The organism is Gordonia sp. CPCC 205515 (assembly GCF_048537925.1).
Classification (GTDB): domain Bacteria; phylum Actinomycetota; class Actinomycetes; order Mycobacteriales; family Mycobacteriaceae; genus Gordonia.
On record NZ_JBCLVJ010000027.1, the window covers coordinates 37,366 to 56,525 of the forward strand.

18 protein-coding genes are annotated in these 19,160 nt (G+C 67.6%); 9 read left to right on the top strand and 9 right to left on the bottom strand.

Annotation, left to right across the window (positions count from 1 at the left end):
• Positions 1-57: 57 nt before the first annotated feature.
• On the top strand, positions 58-1,077 hold the full coding sequence (locus AAFP30_RS28205; protein WP_419233389.1) for a beta-ketoacyl-ACP synthase 3: 1,020 nt from the start codon (positions 58-60) through the stop codon (positions 1,075-1,077).
• Here the strand turns inward: AAFP30_RS28205 and AAFP30_RS28210 are convergent, their stop codons facing one another.
• Together AAFP30_RS28210 and AAFP30_RS28215 are read right to left on the bottom strand one after the other, a co-directional pair.
• The gene (locus AAFP30_RS28210; protein WP_419233371.1) at positions 1,078-1,839 is read right to left on the bottom strand and encodes an ABC transporter permease; all 762 of its coding nucleotides are present in this window, start codon (positions 1,837-1,839) and stop codon (positions 1,078-1,080) included.
• Positions 1,839-2,876 (bottom strand): ATP-binding cassette domain-containing protein, encoded by a 1,038-nt coding sequence (locus AAFP30_RS28215; RefSeq protein WP_419233372.1) that lies wholly within the window; start codon positions 2,874-2,876, stop codon positions 1,839-1,841. The genes AAFP30_RS28210 and AAFP30_RS28215 overlap by 1 nt, the downstream gene beginning before the upstream one ends.
• 182 nt (positions 2,877-3,058) lie before the next feature.
• On the opposite strand from AAFP30_RS28215, the gene AAFP30_RS28220 reads away from it, so the two are divergent.
• Positions 3,059-3,736, top strand: a complete 678-nt coding sequence (locus tag AAFP30_RS28220) for a PadR family transcriptional regulator (protein ID WP_419233373.1) — start codon at positions 3,059-3,061, stop codon at positions 3,734-3,736.
• Here AAFP30_RS28220 and AAFP30_RS28225 read toward each other — a convergent pair.
• Positions 3,721-4,368: a DUF805 domain-containing protein gene (locus tag AAFP30_RS28225; RefSeq protein ID WP_419233374.1), complete on the bottom strand. Its 648-nt coding sequence runs from the start codon at positions 4,366-4,368 to the stop codon at positions 3,721-3,723. The two genes, AAFP30_RS28220 and AAFP30_RS28225, sit on opposite strands and share 16 nt — an antisense overlap.
• A 176-nt stretch (positions 4,369-4,544) precedes the next feature.
• Here AAFP30_RS28225 and AAFP30_RS28230 point away from each other — a divergent pair, with 176 nt between their 5' ends.
• Positions 4,545-5,561: a beta-ketoacyl-ACP synthase III gene (locus tag AAFP30_RS28230; RefSeq protein ID WP_419233375.1), complete on the top strand. Its 1,017-nt coding sequence runs from the start codon at positions 4,545-4,547 to the stop codon at positions 5,559-5,561.
• A gap of 58 nt (positions 5,562-5,619) precedes the next feature.
• On the opposite strand, the gene AAFP30_RS28235 is transcribed toward AAFP30_RS28230, so the two are convergent.
• Positions 5,620-6,480, bottom strand: a complete 861-nt coding sequence (locus AAFP30_RS28235; RefSeq protein ID WP_419233376.1) for a DUF559 domain-containing protein — start codon at positions 6,478-6,480, stop codon at positions 5,620-5,622.
• Between the two features lie 132 nt (positions 6,481-6,612).
• Between AAFP30_RS28235 and AAFP30_RS28240 the strand changes: the two genes are divergently transcribed.
• Together AAFP30_RS28240 and AAFP30_RS28245 are read left to right on the top strand one after the other, a co-directional pair.
• Positions 6,613-8,214, top strand: coding sequence for a peptide chain release factor 3 (locus AAFP30_RS28240; protein WP_419233377.1), 1,602 nt, complete (start codon positions 6,613-6,615; stop codon positions 8,212-8,214).
• 8 nt (positions 8,215-8,222) lie between these two features.
• The gene (locus tag AAFP30_RS28245; protein WP_419233378.1) at positions 8,223-8,978 is read left to right on the top strand and encodes a hypothetical protein; all 756 of its coding nucleotides are present in this window, start codon (positions 8,223-8,225) and stop codon (positions 8,976-8,978) included.
• Between the two features lie 15 nt (positions 8,979-8,993).
• On the opposite strand, the gene AAFP30_RS28250 is transcribed toward AAFP30_RS28245, so the two are convergent.
• Entirely contained in the window at positions 8,994-9,998 is a 1,005-nt protein-coding gene (locus AAFP30_RS28250; protein ID WP_419233379.1) for an enoyl-CoA hydratase/isomerase family protein, read from the bottom strand.
• Positions 9,999-10,149: 151 nt separating this feature from the next.
• On the opposite strand from AAFP30_RS28250, the gene AAFP30_RS28255 reads away from it, so the two are divergent.
• The 3 genes from AAFP30_RS28255 (at position 10,150) to AAFP30_RS28265 (ending at position 13,452) form a co-directional block, all read left to right on the top strand.
• A complete protein-coding gene (locus AAFP30_RS28255; protein ID WP_419233390.1) occupies positions 10,150-11,703 on the top strand; it encodes an ABC-F family ATP-binding cassette domain-containing protein in 1,554 nt (517 codons plus the stop codon).
• A 42-nt stretch (positions 11,704-11,745) separates the two neighbouring features.
• Positions 11,746-12,468 carry an alpha/beta fold hydrolase gene (locus tag AAFP30_RS28260; RefSeq protein ID WP_419233380.1) on the top strand — a complete coding sequence of 241 codons (723 nt, stop codon included), beginning with the start codon at positions 11,746-11,748 and terminating at the stop codon, positions 12,466-12,468.
• A gap of 117 nt (positions 12,469-12,585) precedes the next feature.
• Positions 12,586-13,452 (top strand): SGNH/GDSL hydrolase family protein, encoded by an 867-nt coding sequence (locus tag AAFP30_RS28265; protein ID WP_419233391.1) that lies wholly within the window; start codon positions 12,586-12,588, stop codon positions 13,450-13,452.
• 45 nt (positions 13,453-13,497) lie between these two features.
• On the opposite strand, the gene AAFP30_RS28270 is transcribed toward AAFP30_RS28265, so the two are convergent.
• Positions 13,498-15,312 carry an ABC-F family ATP-binding cassette domain-containing protein gene (locus tag AAFP30_RS28270; protein ID WP_419233381.1) on the bottom strand — a complete coding sequence of 605 codons (1,815 nt, stop codon included), beginning with the start codon at positions 15,310-15,312 and terminating at the stop codon, positions 13,498-13,500.
• Between the two features lie 54 nt (positions 15,313-15,366).
• Positions 15,367-16,530 (bottom strand): lipase family protein, encoded by a 1,164-nt coding sequence (locus tag AAFP30_RS28275; protein WP_419233382.1) that lies wholly within the window; start codon positions 16,528-16,530, stop codon positions 15,367-15,369.
• A gap of 96 nt (positions 16,531-16,626) precedes the next feature.
• Between AAFP30_RS28275 and AAFP30_RS28280 the strand changes: the two genes are divergently transcribed.
• On the top strand, positions 16,627-17,346 hold the full coding sequence (locus AAFP30_RS28280; protein WP_419233383.1) for a glycoside hydrolase family 25 protein: 720 nt from the start codon (positions 16,627-16,629) through the stop codon (positions 17,344-17,346).
• 13 nt (positions 17,347-17,359) lie between these two features.
• Here the strand turns inward: AAFP30_RS28280 and AAFP30_RS28285 are convergent, their stop codons facing one another.
• Positions 17,360-18,295: a 4-(cytidine 5'-diphospho)-2-C-methyl-D-erythritol kinase gene (locus AAFP30_RS28285; RefSeq protein WP_419233384.1), complete on the bottom strand. Its 936-nt coding sequence runs from the start codon at positions 18,293-18,295 to the stop codon at positions 17,360-17,362.
• Positions 18,296-18,334: 39 nt separating this feature from the next.
• Positions 18,335-18,880 carry a GNAT family N-acetyltransferase gene (locus AAFP30_RS28290; protein ID WP_419233385.1) on the bottom strand — a complete coding sequence of 182 codons (546 nt, stop codon included), beginning with the start codon at positions 18,878-18,880 and terminating at the stop codon, positions 18,335-18,337.
• Positions 18,881-19,160: the final 280 nt, after the last annotated feature.

A 19,160-nucleotide genomic window follows, 5' to 3' on the forward strand; every position in this document is an offset into this window, starting at 1 on the left:
CGAGGAATGGAGCCTGCCGTGGGAATAGCGGTGCGAACCGGTCACCGAGACGTCGCGATGTTGGGCATCGGCGCCTACCGACCCACCCGACTTGTCAGCAACGACGAGGTCTGCGAGGTGCTCGACTCGACCGATGAGTGGATCTTCGAGCGCAGCGGTATCCGCAATCGGCGGTGGATCAGCGGCGACGAATCGGCACGCTCGATGGCGGCCGCCGCAGCCGAACGCGCGATCCGCAACGCCGGGGTGCCGAAGGAGCGGATCGGCGCGCTGATCCTGGCCACCAACAGCTGGAAGACGAAGATCCCGCACGGTGGTCCGATCGTGGCCTACGACATCGGGATCAACGGCATCCCCGCCTACGACGTCGCCGCCGGATGCGGCGGCTTCGGCTACGCCCTCGGTGTCGCCGCCGACACGATCCGCGCCGGCTCGGCCGACTACGTGCTCGTCGTCGGGGTCGAGACGATGTCGGTGGTGATGGACCCGACCGACCGCAACACCGCGTTCATCTTCGGCGACGGCGCCGGCGCGGTCGTCGTCGGGCCGAGCGAGGAGAACGGGATCTCGCCGACGGTGTGGGGCAGCGACGGCGAGAACGCCGAAGCGATCGGCCAGAACTACGACATCCCCGAGTACATGGACCGCGCGCAGGAGTATCAGCACAAGGATCCCGACACCGATCCCGTCGGGCGGATGGTCGTCACGATGCAGGGTCCGCGCGTATTCCGGTGGGCGGCAATCACCTTGCCCAAGGCGCTGGGTTCGGTGATCGAGACCTCCGGCGTAGCGATCGAGGACATCGAGGTCTTCGTGCCACATCAGGCGAACGCCCGCATCAACGAGCTGATGAAGAAGAACCTCGGCCTCGCCGATGACATCCCGATGGCCAACGACATCGAGAACACCGGCAATACGTCGGCGGCGTCGATCCCGTTGGCCATGGAGGAGATGCTGGCCACCGGCAAGGCGCGCGGCGGCCAGACCGCCCTACTCCTCGGATTCGGGGCCGGGCTCAGCTACGCCGGGGCGGTCGTCACGTTGCCCCCGGCGCCGGCGGAGACCAGCACCGGGTAGTCAGGCATTCTCCTTGCGGAAAACCGATGTCCCCCACCAGGTTCCGAGGGCCGACAAAATCAGCGCGGTGAGTAAGCCCCAGAACGTGGTGGACGACATGACATCCCCGGCGAAGGAAGCACGGACCGCGTCGACGATCCAGCGGAACGGCATGAAGTCGCTGAGCTTCTGCAGCCACTCCGGGCCCAGGGTCATCGGCAGCAGGATGCCCGACAGCAGCAACACCGGCATCATCACCATGTTGATCACCGGCGCCATGACGTCTTCACTCTTGGTGGTGAGCGCCAACGCATTTGACGCCGCGGCACAGGCGCCGCCGACGAGCAGGGTGATCAGGATGCCGACGACGATCCCGACGAACGACCCACGCATACCCATCAGCAGGCCGAGCACGACGAGGATCACCGCCTGCACGAACAGCTGCGCGACGTCACGCGTCAGGCGACCGGTGAGCAGCGCGGTGCGGCTGGCGGGGGTGACGCGTTCGGCCTCGATCACGCCCTCACGCCACTCCCCGATCAGCCCGAAGCCGGCGAAGAAGGCACCGAACATGCCCAGCTGCACCAGAAGTCCGGGCACCAGAAACGTGTAGGCGTTGTCGGAGCCGCCCGGGAACTGGCTCACCAGCGGTTTGAGCAGCGGCCCGAACAGCACCAGGTACATCACCGGCTGCATGATGCCGATCAGCACCCAGGCGGGATTGCGGAGGTTCATCCGGATCTGCCGGCGGAACACGATGTTGCTCTCGCGGACCATGGTCATCACTGCTGCGCTCCTTGAGCCGGGACGGCGGCGGGCGACGCGTCGTCGGCGACCGCGGTGTCGTCGGATGGTTGTTCGTCCTGCGCGTCGCGCAGGGATCGGCCGGTGAGGGTGAGGAAGACGTCGTCGAGGGTCGGGCGGATGACCTCGATCGAGTCGAGTGCGACACCGATGGTGTCGAGTTCCCGCAGTAGACCGGGCACTTCGCGGCCCGCTCGGCGGACGCGGCCCCGTACGTGGCGTCCGTCGGTTTCCACCTCGGCGGCGACCGACGCCAACTTCTCTGCGGCACTGGTCACCCACGCGCCGTCGGCGACCTCGATGTCGACGAGATCACCGGAGACCTGCGCCTTGAGATTGTCCGGGGTGTCGGCGGCGACGATCTTCCCGTTGTCGATGATGAGGATCCGGTCGGACAGCTCATCGGCCTCGTCGAGGTAATGCGTGGTGAGGAAGACCGTGGCGCCACGCTCGGTGCGCAGCTTCCGGATGTGTTCCCAGAGGTTGGCGCGGGCCTGCGGGTCGAGGCCGGTGGTGGGTTCGTCGAGGAACACCAGGGTCGGGTTGTGCACGAGGCCCATCACGATGTCGAGGCGCCGCTTCTGGCCGCCGGACATGTTCTTGGGCATGCGTTCCCAGAGTCCCTCGAGTTGCAGCTGTTCGAACAGCGCTTGTCCGGTGGCGGTCGCCTCGGCCCGCGAGAGGCCATAGAGCATGCCGTGGTCGACGACCTCGTCGCCGGCCCGAGCCTGACTGAAGGCGCCACCGGCCTGCGACACGTAGCCGATGCTGCGCCGCACCATCACCGAGTCCTCGACGACGTCATAGCCGTTGACCGTGGCCGTGCCCGCGGTGGGCCGCAGCAGCGTGGTCAGCATGCGCAGGGTGGTGGTCTTCCCGGCGCCGTTCGGACCGAGAAAGCCGACCACCTCGCCCTCGGCGATGTCGAGGTCGACGCCGTCGACGGCGCGTACCTCTCGTTTGTTCTTTCCTCGGCCGGTGGAAAAGGTTTGTACCAGCCCGCGTGCGTGGATCATGTGCATCTCCCACTATTCAAGTTTGAATACATGTCAACCATCTCAAGGCTTATATCGGATGTCAACGACCGAATCCGACGGCGGCCACAAGAGGAATGACCGGCCTGACACCCAGGATTCATCGAATTGCGGTCAACGACTGTCCTCCGGAGTGCCGCACTTGTCGACTACCCTCCGAAGTCATGGGAGCCACCACCACTCGCCTGCTGTTACTGGGGGCGGTGGGGATCTTCGAACCGGTGAACGGCTACCAGATCCGACGCGAACTGTTGTCGTGGCAGGTCGACCGGTGGGCGCACGTCAACCCGGGCTCGATCTATCACGGACTCACGCGGCTGGCCACGGACGGCCTGCTGCGCCGCCACGACCTGCCCGACGGCGCCCGCGACGTCGCGGTCTACGAACTGACCGACGTCGGCCGCGCCGAACTCGATCGACTGATCGAGACGGCGATCCTCACCGTGGACATCTTCGACCGGCGAGATCTGCATGCCGCGTTCGGACTCCTACCGATCCCCGGCGACGCCCGCGCGGCCGAGTGGCTCACCGCCCGGCACGCGTCGCTGACCGAGATCGTCGCCGATTTCCCGGCCGCCACCGACCCGGCCACCAACCCCGCGGTGCCACCGCACGCATTGCGCAGCAGCGAACTGTGGGCGGCCGAGGCCCGGGCCGAACTCGAGTGGCTCACCACGGTCTTGGCGGATCTGGCAGCCGGGCGCCTACGCTTCACACCCTCACCGGAGGTGTGGACACCGCCGTCGGATGATCCGGGTCGGCAGATGGTCGCCGACCGCGCGCGGTACCGAACGATGATCGAGGAGAAGGCAATTCACGCCGAGGGTCAGCGTCGGTCGTAGTGCACACCCGCCGGATCGGACGGGAGCAGCCCGACGACGAGGGTGGTGAAGCCACCGACGACCGGGATGAACACGCAGAAGAGCCAGGCGCCGCTCTGGTTGGCGTCGTGCAGGCGGCGCACCGCGACCGAGATACCCGGCAGGATCACCGCGAGCGAGAACAGCATGGCCAGGATCATGAGGATGCTGGCCAGCACGCCACCCACAGAGTTGCCGCCGGAAACGCCGGCAATGAGGACCGACACAACCGTCAGCACGAGGATCGACAGCACGTTGAAGAGGTAGGCAAACCAGAACTCGCTCTGCGAGGCGCGACCGGAGAAGTTCACGTAATTGCGGAAGTACCGTTTGACGGCCTGACTCATATTGGCGCGGTAGAGCGGCAGCGACAGATCGTCGGGATGCTGGGCACCGAGCGGCTGCGGCATGAACGGCTGCTGGCCGTACATCGGTTGGCCATACGGCTGGCCGTAAGGCTGCTGGCCGTACGGTTGCTGCCCATAGTGCTGCTGACCGTAGGGCTGTTGCCCATAAGGCTGCTGACCATAGGGCTGCGGGGTCCCTCCGTAGGGAGACGGAGTCGGCTGACCGTGGCCGCCAGGCTGATTGTTGTACGGGTCCTGATAGACCATTGCTGCCCCCTGAAGTCGTCGTGGCTCCATGTGAGCCGGGACAACTCTAGCGATCAGATCGCACGTCATCAGCATCGCGACCATTCGAGCGTCCGACGTCATACCCAGGGCGCTCTTCCGGGGAGCGTCATCGTGTGAGACGGTCTATGTCGAATCGCATAGCGAAAGGAACCCTCATGGCTGTCATCGCGGACACTGCCGGGATCAACAACATCGGCATGTTGGGCATCGGCGCCTACCGGCCCGAGCGCGTCGTCACCAACGACGAGATCTGCCAGCACATCGATTCCTCGGACGAATGGATCTACACCCGCACGGGCATCAAGACCCGCCGGTTCGCCCGCCGCGACGAGACCGTCGTCGAGATGTCGGTGAACGCCGGCCGCACCGCGATCGCCAATGCCCTGCTCTCCGGCTCGGACATCGACGCCGTGATCCTCGCCACCAACACCCACCTGCTGCTGACCCCCGCGGGCGCGGTCAAGGTCGCCACCGAACTCGGCGCCAACGGTGTTCCGGCGTTCGACGTGACCGTCGGCTGCGCCGGCTTCGGATACGCCATGGCCATTGCGTCGGACATGATCCGCGGCGGCAGCGCCACGCACGTGCTGGTCATCGGCGCCGAGCAGCTCTCGGTGACCATGGACATGACCGACCGCACCAACTGCTTCATCTTCGGCGACGGCGCCGGCGCGGTTGTCGTCGGACCGACCGAGGATCAGCAGCTCGGACCCGTCATCTGGGGCAGCGACGGATCTCAGTTCGACGCGATCCGCCAGGACATCGATTGGATCACCTTCCTCGACGGCGACCGCGTGCAGCGGCCGTACCTGCGGATGCAGGGCACCGCGGTGTTCCGCTGGGCAGCCTTCGAGATGGGCAAGGTCGCGCAACGGGCCCTCGACGCCGCGAAGATCGGCTCCGAGGATCTCGACGTCTTCGTTCCGCATCAGGCGAACTCGCGGATCAACGAACTGCTGGCGAAGAACCTGAAACTGCGTGAGGGCACCGTCGTCGCCAACGACATCGAGCACACCGGTAACACCAGTGCCGCCTCGATTCCGCTGGCCATCGAGGATTTGCTCTCGACCGGCAAGGCCAAGCCCGGCGACACCGCCCTGCTCCTCGGTTACGGTGCGGGTCTGAGCTATGCGGCCCAGGTCATCAAGATGCCGCCGGTGCCGTTCGAGTAGGGGGCTACGGCTCACCGATGTTGCGGTCTTGCCCGGTGAGCGGGCCAGACCGCAAAATCTATGCCGAAAAGGCGCGCTCCACCGTCTCCACAACCTGGTCCGGTCGCGCGTCGAGGTCGTCCCAGGTGAAATTGAGCGTCGTGTAACCTGCTGCGGTCCAGGCGTTGCGCTTGGTGCGGTCACGCTGGAACGTCTTCGCGTCCCGGTGAAAGGCGAATCCGTCGATCTCGACGATGACCTTCTTCTCGTCGAACACGAAGTCGGCCAAATACCCGCACACTTCCTGGTTCGCCCGCCACCCACTGATGCCACCGTGGTCGAACACCTGCACCGCGAGTCGTTCGGCTGCTGATCGCGCTCCGGATTCGAGTGACGCCAGGAGCGTCCGCGCGCGTCCGACCCCGGCCCGCCGCGGATAGCGTGCGTGCACCTCCGCCAGTTCCTGCAGCGTGACCCGGTCGAGCAAGAGTGCATTGTCGAGCACCTGCGCCCCGAGCTCGATCGCCGAGTCGAGTACGGTGAACGGAATCGCGTTCAGACACAGACCATCTCGCTCGACGATGTCGACATCACCGATCTGCCGGTGGCACACCGACGCCCACCGCACCGCCCCGGCATGCCGACCCCGTCTGGGTGCCACGACGGTGAACGACGTCGGCACCGCCTGGGTCAGGCCGTGCCACCATGCCGCGGCCTCGCCGCACAGCACCGCTCCGGGACCCACCGAGGCGACTGCCACTCGCACCCGCACACGAAGGCTCATCGGATGGTCGGCGGCACGATAGACACTTCTCGCCTGCGCGATCCACTCGCCGCGCGCGATCTTGCGCTGCACCGACGAACGGCTCAGCCCCGACGCCAGCGCCTGCGGCATCGTGATCACCCCGTCGTGTTCGGCCAGAATGCGCGCGATGGTCATGCGAATTGGACGCCGTCGCGAATCACCCGGTTCCCCGCTGCACCGATGTTGCGGTCTGGCCCGGTGAGCGGGCCAGATCGCAACATCCCGGCGCTTTTGCCACGTCAACGACGTGACCGGTAGCCTCGACGGGTGAGTTCTGCGCTGGCCCAAGAAGTACAACGTCGTCGAACGTTCGCGATCATCTCCCACCCCGACGCGGGTAAGTCGACGATGACCGAGGCCTTGGCGCTGCATGCGCGGATGATCAGCGAGGCCGGCGCGATCCACGGCAAAGCCGGCCGCAAGTCCACGGTGTCGGACTGGATGGAGATGGAGAAGGCCCGTGGCATCTCCGTCAGTTCGACGGCGCTGCAGTTCAACTACACCGCCGACGGCGATGACGACACACCGCACGTCATCAACCTCGTCGACACCCCGGGCCACGCCGACTTCTCCGAGGACACCTACCGCGTGCTGACCGCGGTCGACGCCGCGGTCATGCTGATCGACGCCGCGAAAGGCCTGGAACCGCAGACGCTCAAGCTGTTCCAGGTGTGCCGCCATCGCGGCATCCCGGTGATCACGGTGATCAACAAGTGGGACCGCCCGGGTCAGACGCCGCTGGAATTGATCGACGAGATCACCGAACGGATCGGTCTGATCCCCACGCCGCTCTTCTTCCCGGTGGGCATCGCCGGCGATTTCCGCGGGCTGCTCGACCGGCAGACCGGCGAGTACATCCACTTCACCCGAACCGCGGGCGGCGCCAAGGTCGCCCCCGAGGAGATCATGAGTGCCGATGCGGCACTCGACCGTGAGGGCGACGAGTGGACTACGGCCCTCGAGGAGAGCGAGTTGCTCACCGAGATGGGTCAGGACCACGACCAGGAGATGTTCCTGGCGGGCCAGACCTCGCCGATGATCTTTGCGTCTGCGATGCTGAATTTCGGTGTGCGCCAACTCCTCGAGACCCTGGTGGCGCTGGCGCCGGCGCCGGCCGGCCGCGCCGATGTGGACGGTACGATGCGCGAGGTCACCGATCCGTTCAGCGCGGTGGTGTTCAAGGTGCAGGCCGGCATGGACACCAGTCACCGAGATCGGTTGGCGTACATGCGGATCGTCTCCGGGGAGTTCGAGCGCGGCATGGTCGTCACGCACGCCCAGACCGGAAAACCGTTCGCCACCAAGTACGCCCAAGCGGTGTTCGGACGCGATCGCTCCACCGTGGACCTCGCCTACCCGGGCGACGTGGTGGGCCTGGTGAACGCGATGGCGCTGGCCCCCGGCGACACGCTCTACATCGACCCCAAGGTGCAGTACCCGCCGATCCCGTCCTTTGCGCCGGAACATTTTTCGGCGCTGCGCGTGAACACCGCCGACAAGTACAAGCAGTTCCGCAAGGCGATGGACCAGCTCGACAGCGAAGGTGTGGTGCAGGTGCTGCGCAACGACCTGCGCGGTGATGCGTCGCCGGTCCTCGCGGCGGTCGGACCGATGCAGTTCGAGGTCGTCACCGCGCGGATGAAATCCGAGTTCAACGTCGACACCACCATCGAGCCGCTCGGCTACTCGCTGGCCCGACGCACCGATGAACAGAGTGCCACCGAACTCACCCGGCAACGCGGCGTCGAGGTGTTCACCCGCACCGACGGCGCGCTGCTGGCACTGTTCAGCGACAAGTGGCGGCTGCAGTACGTGGAGAAAGAACATCCCGACCTGATGCTGGAACCACTTGTCGCAACGGCGGATTGAGGGTCTTCGTGGCTCGACCCCCACGTGCCGTACTCCTGGGCGTCACGGTGGCAGCGCTGGTCGGCGTCTCGGCCTGCGGTACCCCGAACAGCACGCCGGGCACCCTCAGTACCGTCGCGTCCTCGACGGCGGCACCCGCGGTGTCCACCCGATTCGATGCGCAGACCTGCCGGGAGACCCCCGACTCCGGCACCACCGACCGGTCCGGCCACGATCTACGGTTCGATCGCGGCGGCATCCGGATCGCGGTGAACACAGCCACGCAGCCCACCGCACCGTCACCCACCAGCACCACCGCCGGTGTCAGCACCTGCTTCGGCTTCAACCGGTGGGGTCCGGCCGATCCGGCGGTGCCACCGGATTCACTGCTGTTCGTCTTCAAGGGCGACGGCGCCGACGGCGCGCAGATCGAGTTCCTGGCAAGCGATCTGACCGGTGGCGTGCTGCCACCGATCGGGTCCAACCGCCCGTCCGTCGGCCCGCTGACCGGTCCGATCGCCGCGCAGGTCGGGGTGTCGGTGGGCGACACGTACTACCATGCGACCGCGTGCCCACTGACCGTGACCGCACTGTCGTCAAAGCGAGCCGCGGCGCATTTCAGTTGTCCGGTCGCCGTCCGATCAGACACCAATCCTCTTGCCCCGCAGGATGATGTCTCCTACGACACCGATGAGTCGTCGGCGACTCTGGCATCGCCGGCGCCGCCGATGATCGGCGCGCCATCGACGGTGGCGCTGTCGGGCTGGTTCGAGCTGAAACCCTGACCGGCAGCGGCGTTCTCAGCGGTCGCCGACGATGCGCGCCACCACCGCCGGGTCGACCTCGGCGATGGATGCCGGCTCGAACCGGGGTGTGCGGTCCTTGTCGACGAGCACGGCCCGCACCCCTTCGGCGAAGTCGGGGGTGCGGGTGATCTGCCCGGCTGCGTGGAGTTCCCGATCGAAGCATTCGTCGAGGGTCGATCGCGCACCCGCGGTGAGCATTGCGGCGGTCACCCACAGGCTGGTCGGTGAGGCGTGATCGATGAGGTCGACCATCTCGGCGGCCCACTCGTCGCCGACCGCACCCCGCAGGCCGCCCTCGATGGCGACCACGTTGTCGTCGGCGAAGTACTCACCGATCTGGCGTAGCGGCACATCGGCCGGCGGACGGTCGCGGTAGTCACCGAGTGCCTCGCCGAGCGGCGCCCCGCCGCGGATCAGTTCGGCCACCCGGGACAGTTCGGCCGACGGCACGAAATGTGTTGCCAATCCGATCTCCACCGCGTTGACCCCGCGAATCCGCGCGCCGGTCAGGCCCATCCACATGCCGACCCCGTCGGGTAGCCGCGGCAGGAAGTAGGTCGAACCGATGTCGGGGAGGAACCCGATGGCGGTCTCCGGCATGGCGATCAGCGTCTTCTCGGTCACCACGCGGATCTCGCCGTGCACGCTGATGCCGAGTCCGCCGCCCATCGCAGCACCGTCGACCAGTGCCACATAGGGTTTCGGGTAATTGGCGACCATCTGGTCGAGTCGGTACTCGCTGCTGAAGTAGTGGGTGACGGCGTCGTGGTCACCGGCGAGGGCATGCTCACGGATGGCGCGGATGTCGCCGCCGGCGCAGAACGCCCGATCACTGGCCGAGGTGACCAGGACGGTCTCGATGGCATCGTCGTCGCCCCAGGCGGCGAGCACGTCGTGCAGGTCGTCGATCATGGTCTGATCGAGCGCGTTCAGGGCTTTCGGGCGGTCGAGGACGATCTCGCCGACACCGTTGGCGATCGAGGTGCGAATGAACGACATGCAGGTCACGTTAGCGCGCCGGGTGAACAAGAAATCGGTTGGACCAACCGGACAGGACCGGTATCGTGGTGGCGACATCACCGAACCTTGGAGGACCGCACCGCGATGAACAGCTGAGATGCTCCGCCGTCGACCGCATCCGCGATCGATGATGCCCGACCATCTCTGGAGTTCGTCTGTGTCCTTTCCGCATTCCTCTGTCGCCGTGTCCGACCTCGGGTTCGCGTGGCCCGACGGCACCCCGGTCCTGCGCGGCGTCTCCTTCACCGTCGGCGACGGCACCCATTCGCTCGTGGGCGCCAACGGTGCCGGCAAGTCCACGCTGTTCGCGCTCCTGGCGGGGGTCCTCGCGCCATCGACCGGCAGTGTCACCACCAGCGGCGACGTCGGCCTGGTGACCCAACAGCCACAGGCGCGCCCGGAGACAACCATCGCCGGGGTGCTCGGCATCGACGGGACCGTCGCGGCCATCGGCCGGATCGAGGCCGGTTCGATCGCCGAGGCCGACTTCGACGCCGTCGGCGACGACTGGGACATCGCCGAACGCGCGGTCGCGCAATTGTCGGCGCTGGGGCTGCCCACCGACCTGGACCGCACGCTCGGGGCGCTGTCCGGCGGGGAGGCCACACTGCTGGCCATCGCCTCCGTGTTGCTGCGCCGACCGTCGGTCCTACTGCTCGACGAGCCGACCAACAACCTCGATCAGGCTGCGCGGCAACGCCTCTTTCGGTTGATCGACGAGTTCTCCGGCACCGTGATCGTCATCAGTCACGACCTGGAACTCCTCGAACGCGTCGACGCCACGCTCGAGCTCTATCACGGTGTGGTGCGCTTGTTCGGTGGTCCGTACTCGCACTACCGCGAGTCGGTGGCGGCCGAGCAGGCCGCGGCCGAGGCGGTGGTCGCGACCGCGGCCAACGATCTGCGCCGACAACGGCGCGAGCTGACCGAGGCGCAGATCAAACTCGACCGCCGGGCCCGCACCGCGCGGCATGCCGAGGAGACCAAACGGGTCCCGAAGATCATTGCGGGTCTGCGACGCAACGCCGCCGAGGTGTCGGCGGGCAAGCTGCGTACCGCGCATCGCGACGACGTGGTGCAGGCGTCGCAGCGGCTCGACGACGCCCGCGATGACATCCGGGACGACCTGACCGCACGAATCACCATGCCGGACATGGAGGTATCGCCGCGAGCACAGATCATCGTCGACGAGCGGCTACGGATCGACGGCCCGGAGCGGGTGGCGCTCGTCGGCGCGAACGGCTCCGGAAAGACCACCCTGATCCGGTCGATCATCGACGCCAACGGCATCGTCGGACCGTATGGTCTTGTGCCACAACTCATCCGGTTCGACGACGAGCAGCGCACCATCGCTGAGGAACTGCAGGTCACCCATCCCGACGTCCCGGTGTCGCAGGTGCGCGCGCACCTCGCCCGGTTCCTGTTCCGCGGGGCGCGGGCCGAACGCCGACTCGAGGTGCTCTCCGGCGGGGAACGCCTGCGGGTTGCGTTGGCCTCGGCGGTGCTCGGCTCCCCCACCCCGCGGTTGCTGATCCTCGACGAACCGACCAACAACCTCGACATCGACACCACCGAGGAACTCGCCGACGCGCTGACCGACTGGTCGGGGGCGTTGCTCGTGATCTCGCACGACAGAGGGTTTCTCGAGCGGATCGGGATCGAACGGACGGTGACGGCGGGGTGAACGCCGCGACGTGCGGAGCAGACACCGGCATACTCGGTGGACGTGCCCACGCCGATCGTTCTGGTTCATGGTCTTCGCGTCGGTGGTGCGTCGTTGCACCGGATCGCCCAGGCGATCACCGACCGACCGGTGCTGACCCCCGATCTGCCCGGCCACGGCACCCGCAGCACCGAGACGTTCTCCATGGGCGCGGCGGTCGCGGCGGTGCGCGACGCGGTGGAGTCGCTCGGCGGGCACGCGGTGGTGGCCGGGATGTCGTTGGGCGGATACGTCGCGATGGCCACCGCCGCGCGACATCCCGCGGTCGTCGACGGTGTCGTCGCGATGGGCGCGACGGCGCAGCCCAGCCGGCTGCTCGCCGCCCCATTCCAGGCGTTCGGCGTGGCGACCAGCGTGCTACCGCGGCAGGCGGCGTGGGTCAGCATGGGGTTGACCCGGCTGGCGGTGGGCCGACGGGTGGCCACCGACATGGAGGCGGGCGGGTTGGCGCTGCACTCCATCCGGGACGTCGTCGACGAACTCGCCGCGTTCGATGCGCTGGACGCGGTCTCCCGCTATCGGGGGCCGGTGGAGTTCCTCAACGGCGGCTGGGACCAGTTCCGAATCCACGAGGCTCGTTTCGTCGCGGCCGCAGATGCGCGACTGCAGATCCTTCCCCGCGCCACCCACCTGTTCCCGCTGATCCAGCCGGTGCGGACAGCCGAAGCGATCACGGCGTTCGCCCGGCGCTGCGACGTCGCCGCGCAGCGACAATCGACGACCTGAGGTCACCCGATCGGCTCTCCCTTACAATCCCCTGAGAACCTGCGGTCACGGCCGCAGGTGACTTGTCTGGTGGGCTACGTGAGGTGTGTGGTGGGTCGACGTCGGTTCGGGTACTCGATGATGCTGGCGCTGGCAGTGGTGATCGCCACCGCGTTCGGTGCGGCGTCGACGCCATTTGCGCAGGCCGCGCCCGGTCCGGCGACCCCGGTCCGCTATTCGAACGGTCCCTACGTGGCAATGGGCGATTCACGCGCCTCCGGCGGCTTTTTCACCCCCACGCCCGACTATTTCCTCGGCTGCAAACGGTCGGCCATCAACTATCCGTCGTTGGTGGCGGTGATGACCCTGCCGCGGCAGTTCATCGACACGTCCTGCGCCGGGGCGGTGTCGGCGAACCTGTACTCGGCCGGTCAGCCCACCCGGTTCGGCAGGAAACCCCCGCAGGTGTGGTTGGTGCCCCGTGACGCCCAGGTCGTGACCGTCAGCATCGGCGGCAATGACATGCGCTGGGGCGCAATACTGGGCCGCTGCACCGCGACCCCGTTCGCCGATCGCTTCTGCCGTTCGAACCGCCAACTCGCCGCGGAGACCAACTGGCGGATCAATCTGATGGAGGGTCGGGTGACGCCGGCGTTGCGTGCCATCCGACGGAAGGCCCCGCGCGCCCAGATCATTGTCGTGGGCATCGGCGGATTCATGGGTAACCATGGGTGCTGGCCGATGGTCCCGGTCAGCGACCCCGACGTGCGCTGGATGAACGGCGTCTTCGACCGCGCCAACAACGCGCTGCGTCGGGCGACGAACAAGGTCGACGGGACGTTCGTCGACGCCAATCGCCTGTCCGCAGGCCACGATCCGTGCAATCTGATCAATCCGTGGTACGAGAGTTCACTGTCCAACGGCAGCATCGCGTACCCGTATCACATCAATCAGGCCGGTGCGATCGCCATCGCCGGCATGGTGAACGCGGCGATTCGTCGCTGAGGTTTCGACACGGCCCTCGTTCCTCGGGCCTGCTCAACCAGCGATTCACTCGACCCGCTCGGCGACCTCGAGCCACTCCGCCTCGGCGGTCTCCTTGGCGTCGACGACCTCTTTGAGTTCGGCGTTCAGCGTCATCAGCCGGTCGGGATCGGTTGCCGCCGCGACCAAGTCGTCATGCAGCTGATCCTCGCGTTTATCCAGCTGCTGGATCTGTCGTTCCAGCCGATTCATCGTCTTGCGTGCCTCGCGATGCTCGGCCGGACTCAATCCCGTCTCCGCCGGAGCGGCCTGCGTGGGGGTCGCCGCGGCGGTCGGCGATGTGGCGGCCCGGCGCGGTGGGGCGCTCGCCAGTTCACGGCGACGTGTGAGGTACTGCTCGATTCCACCGGGCAGGTTGGTCAGCGTGCCGTCGCCGAACAGCGCCCACGTGCTGTCACAGATGCGCTCGATGAGGTAGCGGTCGTGGCTGATCACCACGAGAGTGCCGGCCCAGTTGTCGAGGAGATCCTCGAGTTGCTGCAGCGTGTCGATGTCGAGGTCGTTGGTGGGCTCGTCGAGCAGGAGCACGTTGGGTTCGGACATCAGGACCCGCGTCATCTGCAGTCGACGGCGTTCGCCACCGGACAGGTCGCGCACCGGTGTCCGCTGCCGTGCAGGCGTGAACCCGAGCCGCTCGGCCAGCTGACTCGCCGAGAGTTCCTTGTCCCCCACCATGATTCGACCGGCCACCGACTCGACGGCGTCGAGTAGCCGCTGATCGGGATCGAGGTCGTCGAGTTCCTGGCGCAGCCACCCGATGGTGACGGTGGTGCCCTCGATCCGGCGTCCCGGCGACACGTCGACCTCGCCGGCCAATGCCCGCAGCAGCGTCGTCTTGCCGGATCCGTTCACCCCGACCAGACCGACGCGTTCGCCAGGCGCGAGCCGCCAGGTCAGGTCGTCGAGCAAGACGTCGTCGGTTGGCGTGGCGATCCGCGCGTCCTCGAGTTCGATGGCCACCCGACCGAGGCGGCGCTTGGCGAACGCGGACAGGGTGACGGAGTCGCGCGGCGGCGGGACGTCGGCGATCAGCTTCTCCGCGGCCTCGATCCGGTAGCGCGGCTTGGACGTACGGGCCGGTGGTCCGCGGCGCAACCACGCGAGTTCTTTGCGGGCCAGGTTGCGTCGTCGTTCCTCGGCGGCGTCGGAGAGCCGAGCGCGTTCGGCGCGGGCGAAGATCCAGTCGTTGTAGCCGCCCTCGTACTCGTCGACCCGCCCGGAGTGGACCTCCCAGGTGCGTTGGGCGACGGTGTCGAGGAACCAGCGGTCGTGAGTGACGACGATGAGCGCGCTGCGCCGGCCGACCAGATGATCGGCGAGCCATTGCACGCCTTCGACGTCGAGGTGGTTGGTCGGCTCGTCGAGGATCAGCAGGTCGGCGTCGGAGACCAGCGCGGCGGCCAGGCCCACCCGACGGCGTTGTCCGCCGGAGAGTTCGTCGACGCGGGAATCGAGCAGACCGTCGACCCCGATACCGGCGAGGATGCCGCGGACGCGCGGGTCGCCCGCCCACTCGTGCACCGCGACTTCCGGACCCCCGACGACGACCTCGGCGACGGTGGCACCGACCGGGAGTTCCCCGCGCTGGGTGACGGTCGCGACCTTGATGTCGCCGGCGCGGGAGATGCGTCCGCTGTCGGGTTCGGTGATGCCGCCGAGGATCTCCAGCAGCGTCGTCTTACCGCCGCCGTTGAGGCCGACGACGCCGATGCGTTGGCCTTCGTGGACGCCCAGCGAGACCGATTCGAGCAGCGGTTTGATACCGAAACTCTTGCTGATGCGGTCAGCGTTGATCAGCGCAGATGGGGTCGAGGGTGCCACCGGACGACCCTAGCAACACCCATGCCGGCCGCTGCTATGCACCGCAGCGGGTGCTCATCGGCGGGCGAAGTCCGCCGCCACGGTGGCGAACGCGTCGGCCTCGGCGGCCCGGGTCACCCCCCTATGGTCGACGCCGGGATACGGGATGAGGGTGACATCGGTACCCGCGGCCCGCATTTGCGCGGTCAGCGCCACGCTGAGCGGAAACGGAACCGTGGTGTCGGAGGTGCCGTGTTCGATGCGTACGGGTGTGCGATAACCGCCGGCGGGAACTGCAAGGTAGTCGATGAGTGCCGCGGTGGTGGCCGGATCGGTGAACGGACGGGCCACCAGCGTCCCGGGGGCGACGTTGCGCAGGGCCGTGGCGAGTTGGAAAACGCACAGGGTGCGGGCGCGGGCCACCCAGTCGCGACCCAGCGGCGTGAGGTGATCCTGCACATGCAGCTCGGGGCGCGCGTGGTCGAGACCGGAGATCACGTAGAGCAGGAGTCCGGCGGCGCCGTTGAAACGGCCCAGGTCGGGTGCGCCGGGTGCGAGCACCGGGAAGATCCGCTCGATCTGGGAGGCGGGGGCAAACGCGACCGTGCCCTTGAGCGGGAGCTCGGGAGCGTAGCGCGGCGCCAGGTGGGCCGCCCAGATCGCCGCATGGCCGCCCTGCGAGTGACCGCTGGACACCCATCGTCGCGAGAGCTGCGGGTCGACGCGTCGCCCCGCACGAATCATGTCGATGACCGCGTAGCCCTCGGCCCGACCGCCCAGGTACTCGGCGACCCCTCCGCTGCCCAGGCCCGGGTAGTCGGTCGCCGTCACCGCATATCCCGAGCGCAGCGCCCGCGAGATCGACGGCTCCAACGCGTCGCGACGCGCCCCCGGCTCCGCGCTGGGCGAGCACTGGTCGGAGATCCCACTGGTCCCGTGCGCCCACGAGAACACCGGCCAGCCACCGGCGGGAGCCTGCCCGCGGGGCAGGTAGAGAGCACCGGTACTGGTGACCGGACGACCGCGCTGATCACGGGTGACGTAGAGCAGCCGATAGCCACGTGCGGCGCCGGTGGGCAGCTGCGAGGGCGCCAGCGCGGTCTGCTGGAGCACCGTGCCGACCCGTGCTGTCGGTGGCGCGGGCGCGGCGGTCGCCGAACCCGTGAGTAAGCCGGCGACGACGATCATCACCGTCACTGTCGAGGTGATCAGTCCGCCCAGGCGTGCCGTGACTCGCATGGCTCGAACCGTACTGAACTATCGGGTCGTGGTCAGCGGAATGGACTGCATGACCCGCACCGATCCCCTACCGTGGCAAACGTGTTCTGCCGACGAATGATCACCACCACCGCCGTCGCGGCCACGATCGGGATGTCGGCGGCGGTGGGCGCCACCGCGAACGCCGCGCCGCAGGTCGGACCCGACGTCTCGAGTCATCAGCATCCGGGCGGCGCGTCGATCAACTGGTTCGCGGTGCGTGCCTCCGGACAGCAGTTGGCGATGGTCAAGGCCACCGAATCCACCTGGTACGTCAATCCGTACTTCATTTCCGACAGCCTCGCGATGCGGGCGGCCGGACTGATCCGCGGCACCTACCACTACGCCGACCCCAGTCGGCCGGCCGCACCGCAGGCGATCTTCTACGCGACCATGGTGCTCGGCCAGAACGGCATCCTGGATCTACCGCCGGTGCTGGACTTCGAACACAGCGGAGGGCTCGGACCCCGCGCACTGGCCGCCTGGTTGCGCGAGTTCTTCGCCGTTCTCGAGCCGCTGACCGGACGCAAGACGATCATCTACACCTATCCCAACTTCTGGAACTCCGCGATGGCCGGCACCCGCGAGTTCGCCGACCATCCGCTGTGGATCGCGTCGTACCGCGGCGGCAGCGGACCGCAAATGCCGCGCGGCGGATGGAACACCTGGACCTTCTGGCAGTTCACCGACTCCGGATGGCTACCCGGCGTGCCGACCCGCGTTGACCTCAACCGCTACAACGGGTCGATCGCCGGACTGCGCGCCTACGGCAACGCGATCAACGTGTTCGGGAGTTGACGGGACCTCAGCCTCAGTTGATGAGGATGCGCGCGCCCGGCACCGGTCCACTTGCCGTGCGTACGGCCCGCGCGACCCCCGCGCCGGATAGTTCCGCGGCCACGTTGACCGCTGCGGCCTCATCGGCGCACAGGAAGGCACACGTCGGACCCGATCCGGAGACGATGCCATTGAGCGCGCCGGCGTCGATGCCCGCACGCAAGGTACGACGCAGAGTGGGCTGCAAGCTCAGCGCGGCGGGTTGAAGATCGTTGCGCAGCAGGGGCGCAACCTTGTGCGGGTCACCCGAGGTGAGCGCAGCCATCAGCTCGTCGGGTCGCTCCACCTCGATGTCGTACTGAGAACGGTTCTCACGCAACCGATCCAGCTCGCGGTATACCGCGGGCGTAGACAGTCCGACGCGGGAAAGCGCCAGCACCCAATGGAATTCGCCGCGCGCCAGGATCGACATCAGTTGCTCGCCTCGACCGGTGCCCAGCGCGGTGCCGCCGTGCAGCGCGAAGGGCACGTCGCTGCCCAGGTCGGCCGCGATGTCGGCGAGGTCGGTGCGGTCCAGGTCGAGATCCCACAACGCGGACACCCCGACGAGCGCTCCTGCGGCGTCGGCACTGCCGCCGGCCATGCCACCGGCGACCGGGATGCGTTTGGTGACGTCGATGGCCACCTTGGGCGTGCGGCCGACGCGGGTACCCACCGCAGTGACCGCTCGGGCCGCGAGGTTGTCGCCGTCGGAGGGCACCTCGGCGGCACCCTCCCCGGTGGTGGTCACGTGCAGGTCGGTGCTGGGGCTGACGCGCACGTCGTCGCACAGCGACAGCGCCTGGAAGACGGTCACCAGGTCGTGGTAGCCGTCATCGCGGAGCGGTCCGACGCCGAGGTACAGGTTGACCTTGGCCGGCACTCGCACCGTGACCGCGTCGGACACCACCGACAGCGAGGCTGGAGACACAAGGAACAACCCTAGTAGACCGTCGCCGCAACGGCTTCCTCAGCGGGTGGCGTACACCTCGACCGGCCAGGTCTGGCGGTCGCGACGATCGGTGCGCTGCAGCACAGCGGTATGTAGCTCCGCATCATCACCGCGGACCGATTCGGTGCGCCGCCCGACGTAGCGGAACCCGAGCCCAGCGGCCAACCGGGCGGACGCGATGTTGCCGACAAGCGCACTCCAGTTGATCTCGGGCAGACCCAGGGTCCCGAAGCCATGGTCGACGACCCCGGCCACCGCCTCGCCGAGGTAACCGCGCCCCCGTTGACCGGGCGCACACCAGTAGCCGATCGCGACGCGGTCCTCGCGCTCCATGATGCCGACGACGCCGACGAACTCGTCACCCGCGCGGGTGCGGATGGTCCAGGTGTGCGACTGCGCGCGCTCAGCGGTCATCCACACGAATCCCGTTGCGTCAGCGCGAGTGTAGGGCACCGGAACCAGGGTGAACCGTTGGATGTCCGGGTCCTGACAGGCACGGAAGATCGGCTCGACATCCGATTCGTCGGGCTGCCGTAGCCTCAGTCGCTCCGTCCACACGTCCATGTTCTGACGATACGCAGGGCCGCAACCGATTTTGGCACCATCTGACCGCACATGGTTGAGCAGGCACCCTCCGGTCGGGCGTCACTATGAAGTTCTCAAAGATCATGCGCGGTCCCGACTTTCATCGGGTACGCGTCAAATGTGCTGCGCTGAGCCGTCTCTCCGTCAGGCCTTCCTCCTTGACCCGAAACAAACCATAACGCTCGCCACCGACAATTCCGATCGCCCACAGGTGCCCGATCGGAGCCATCCGAACTTGTCGGAGGCCCGCGATACACTG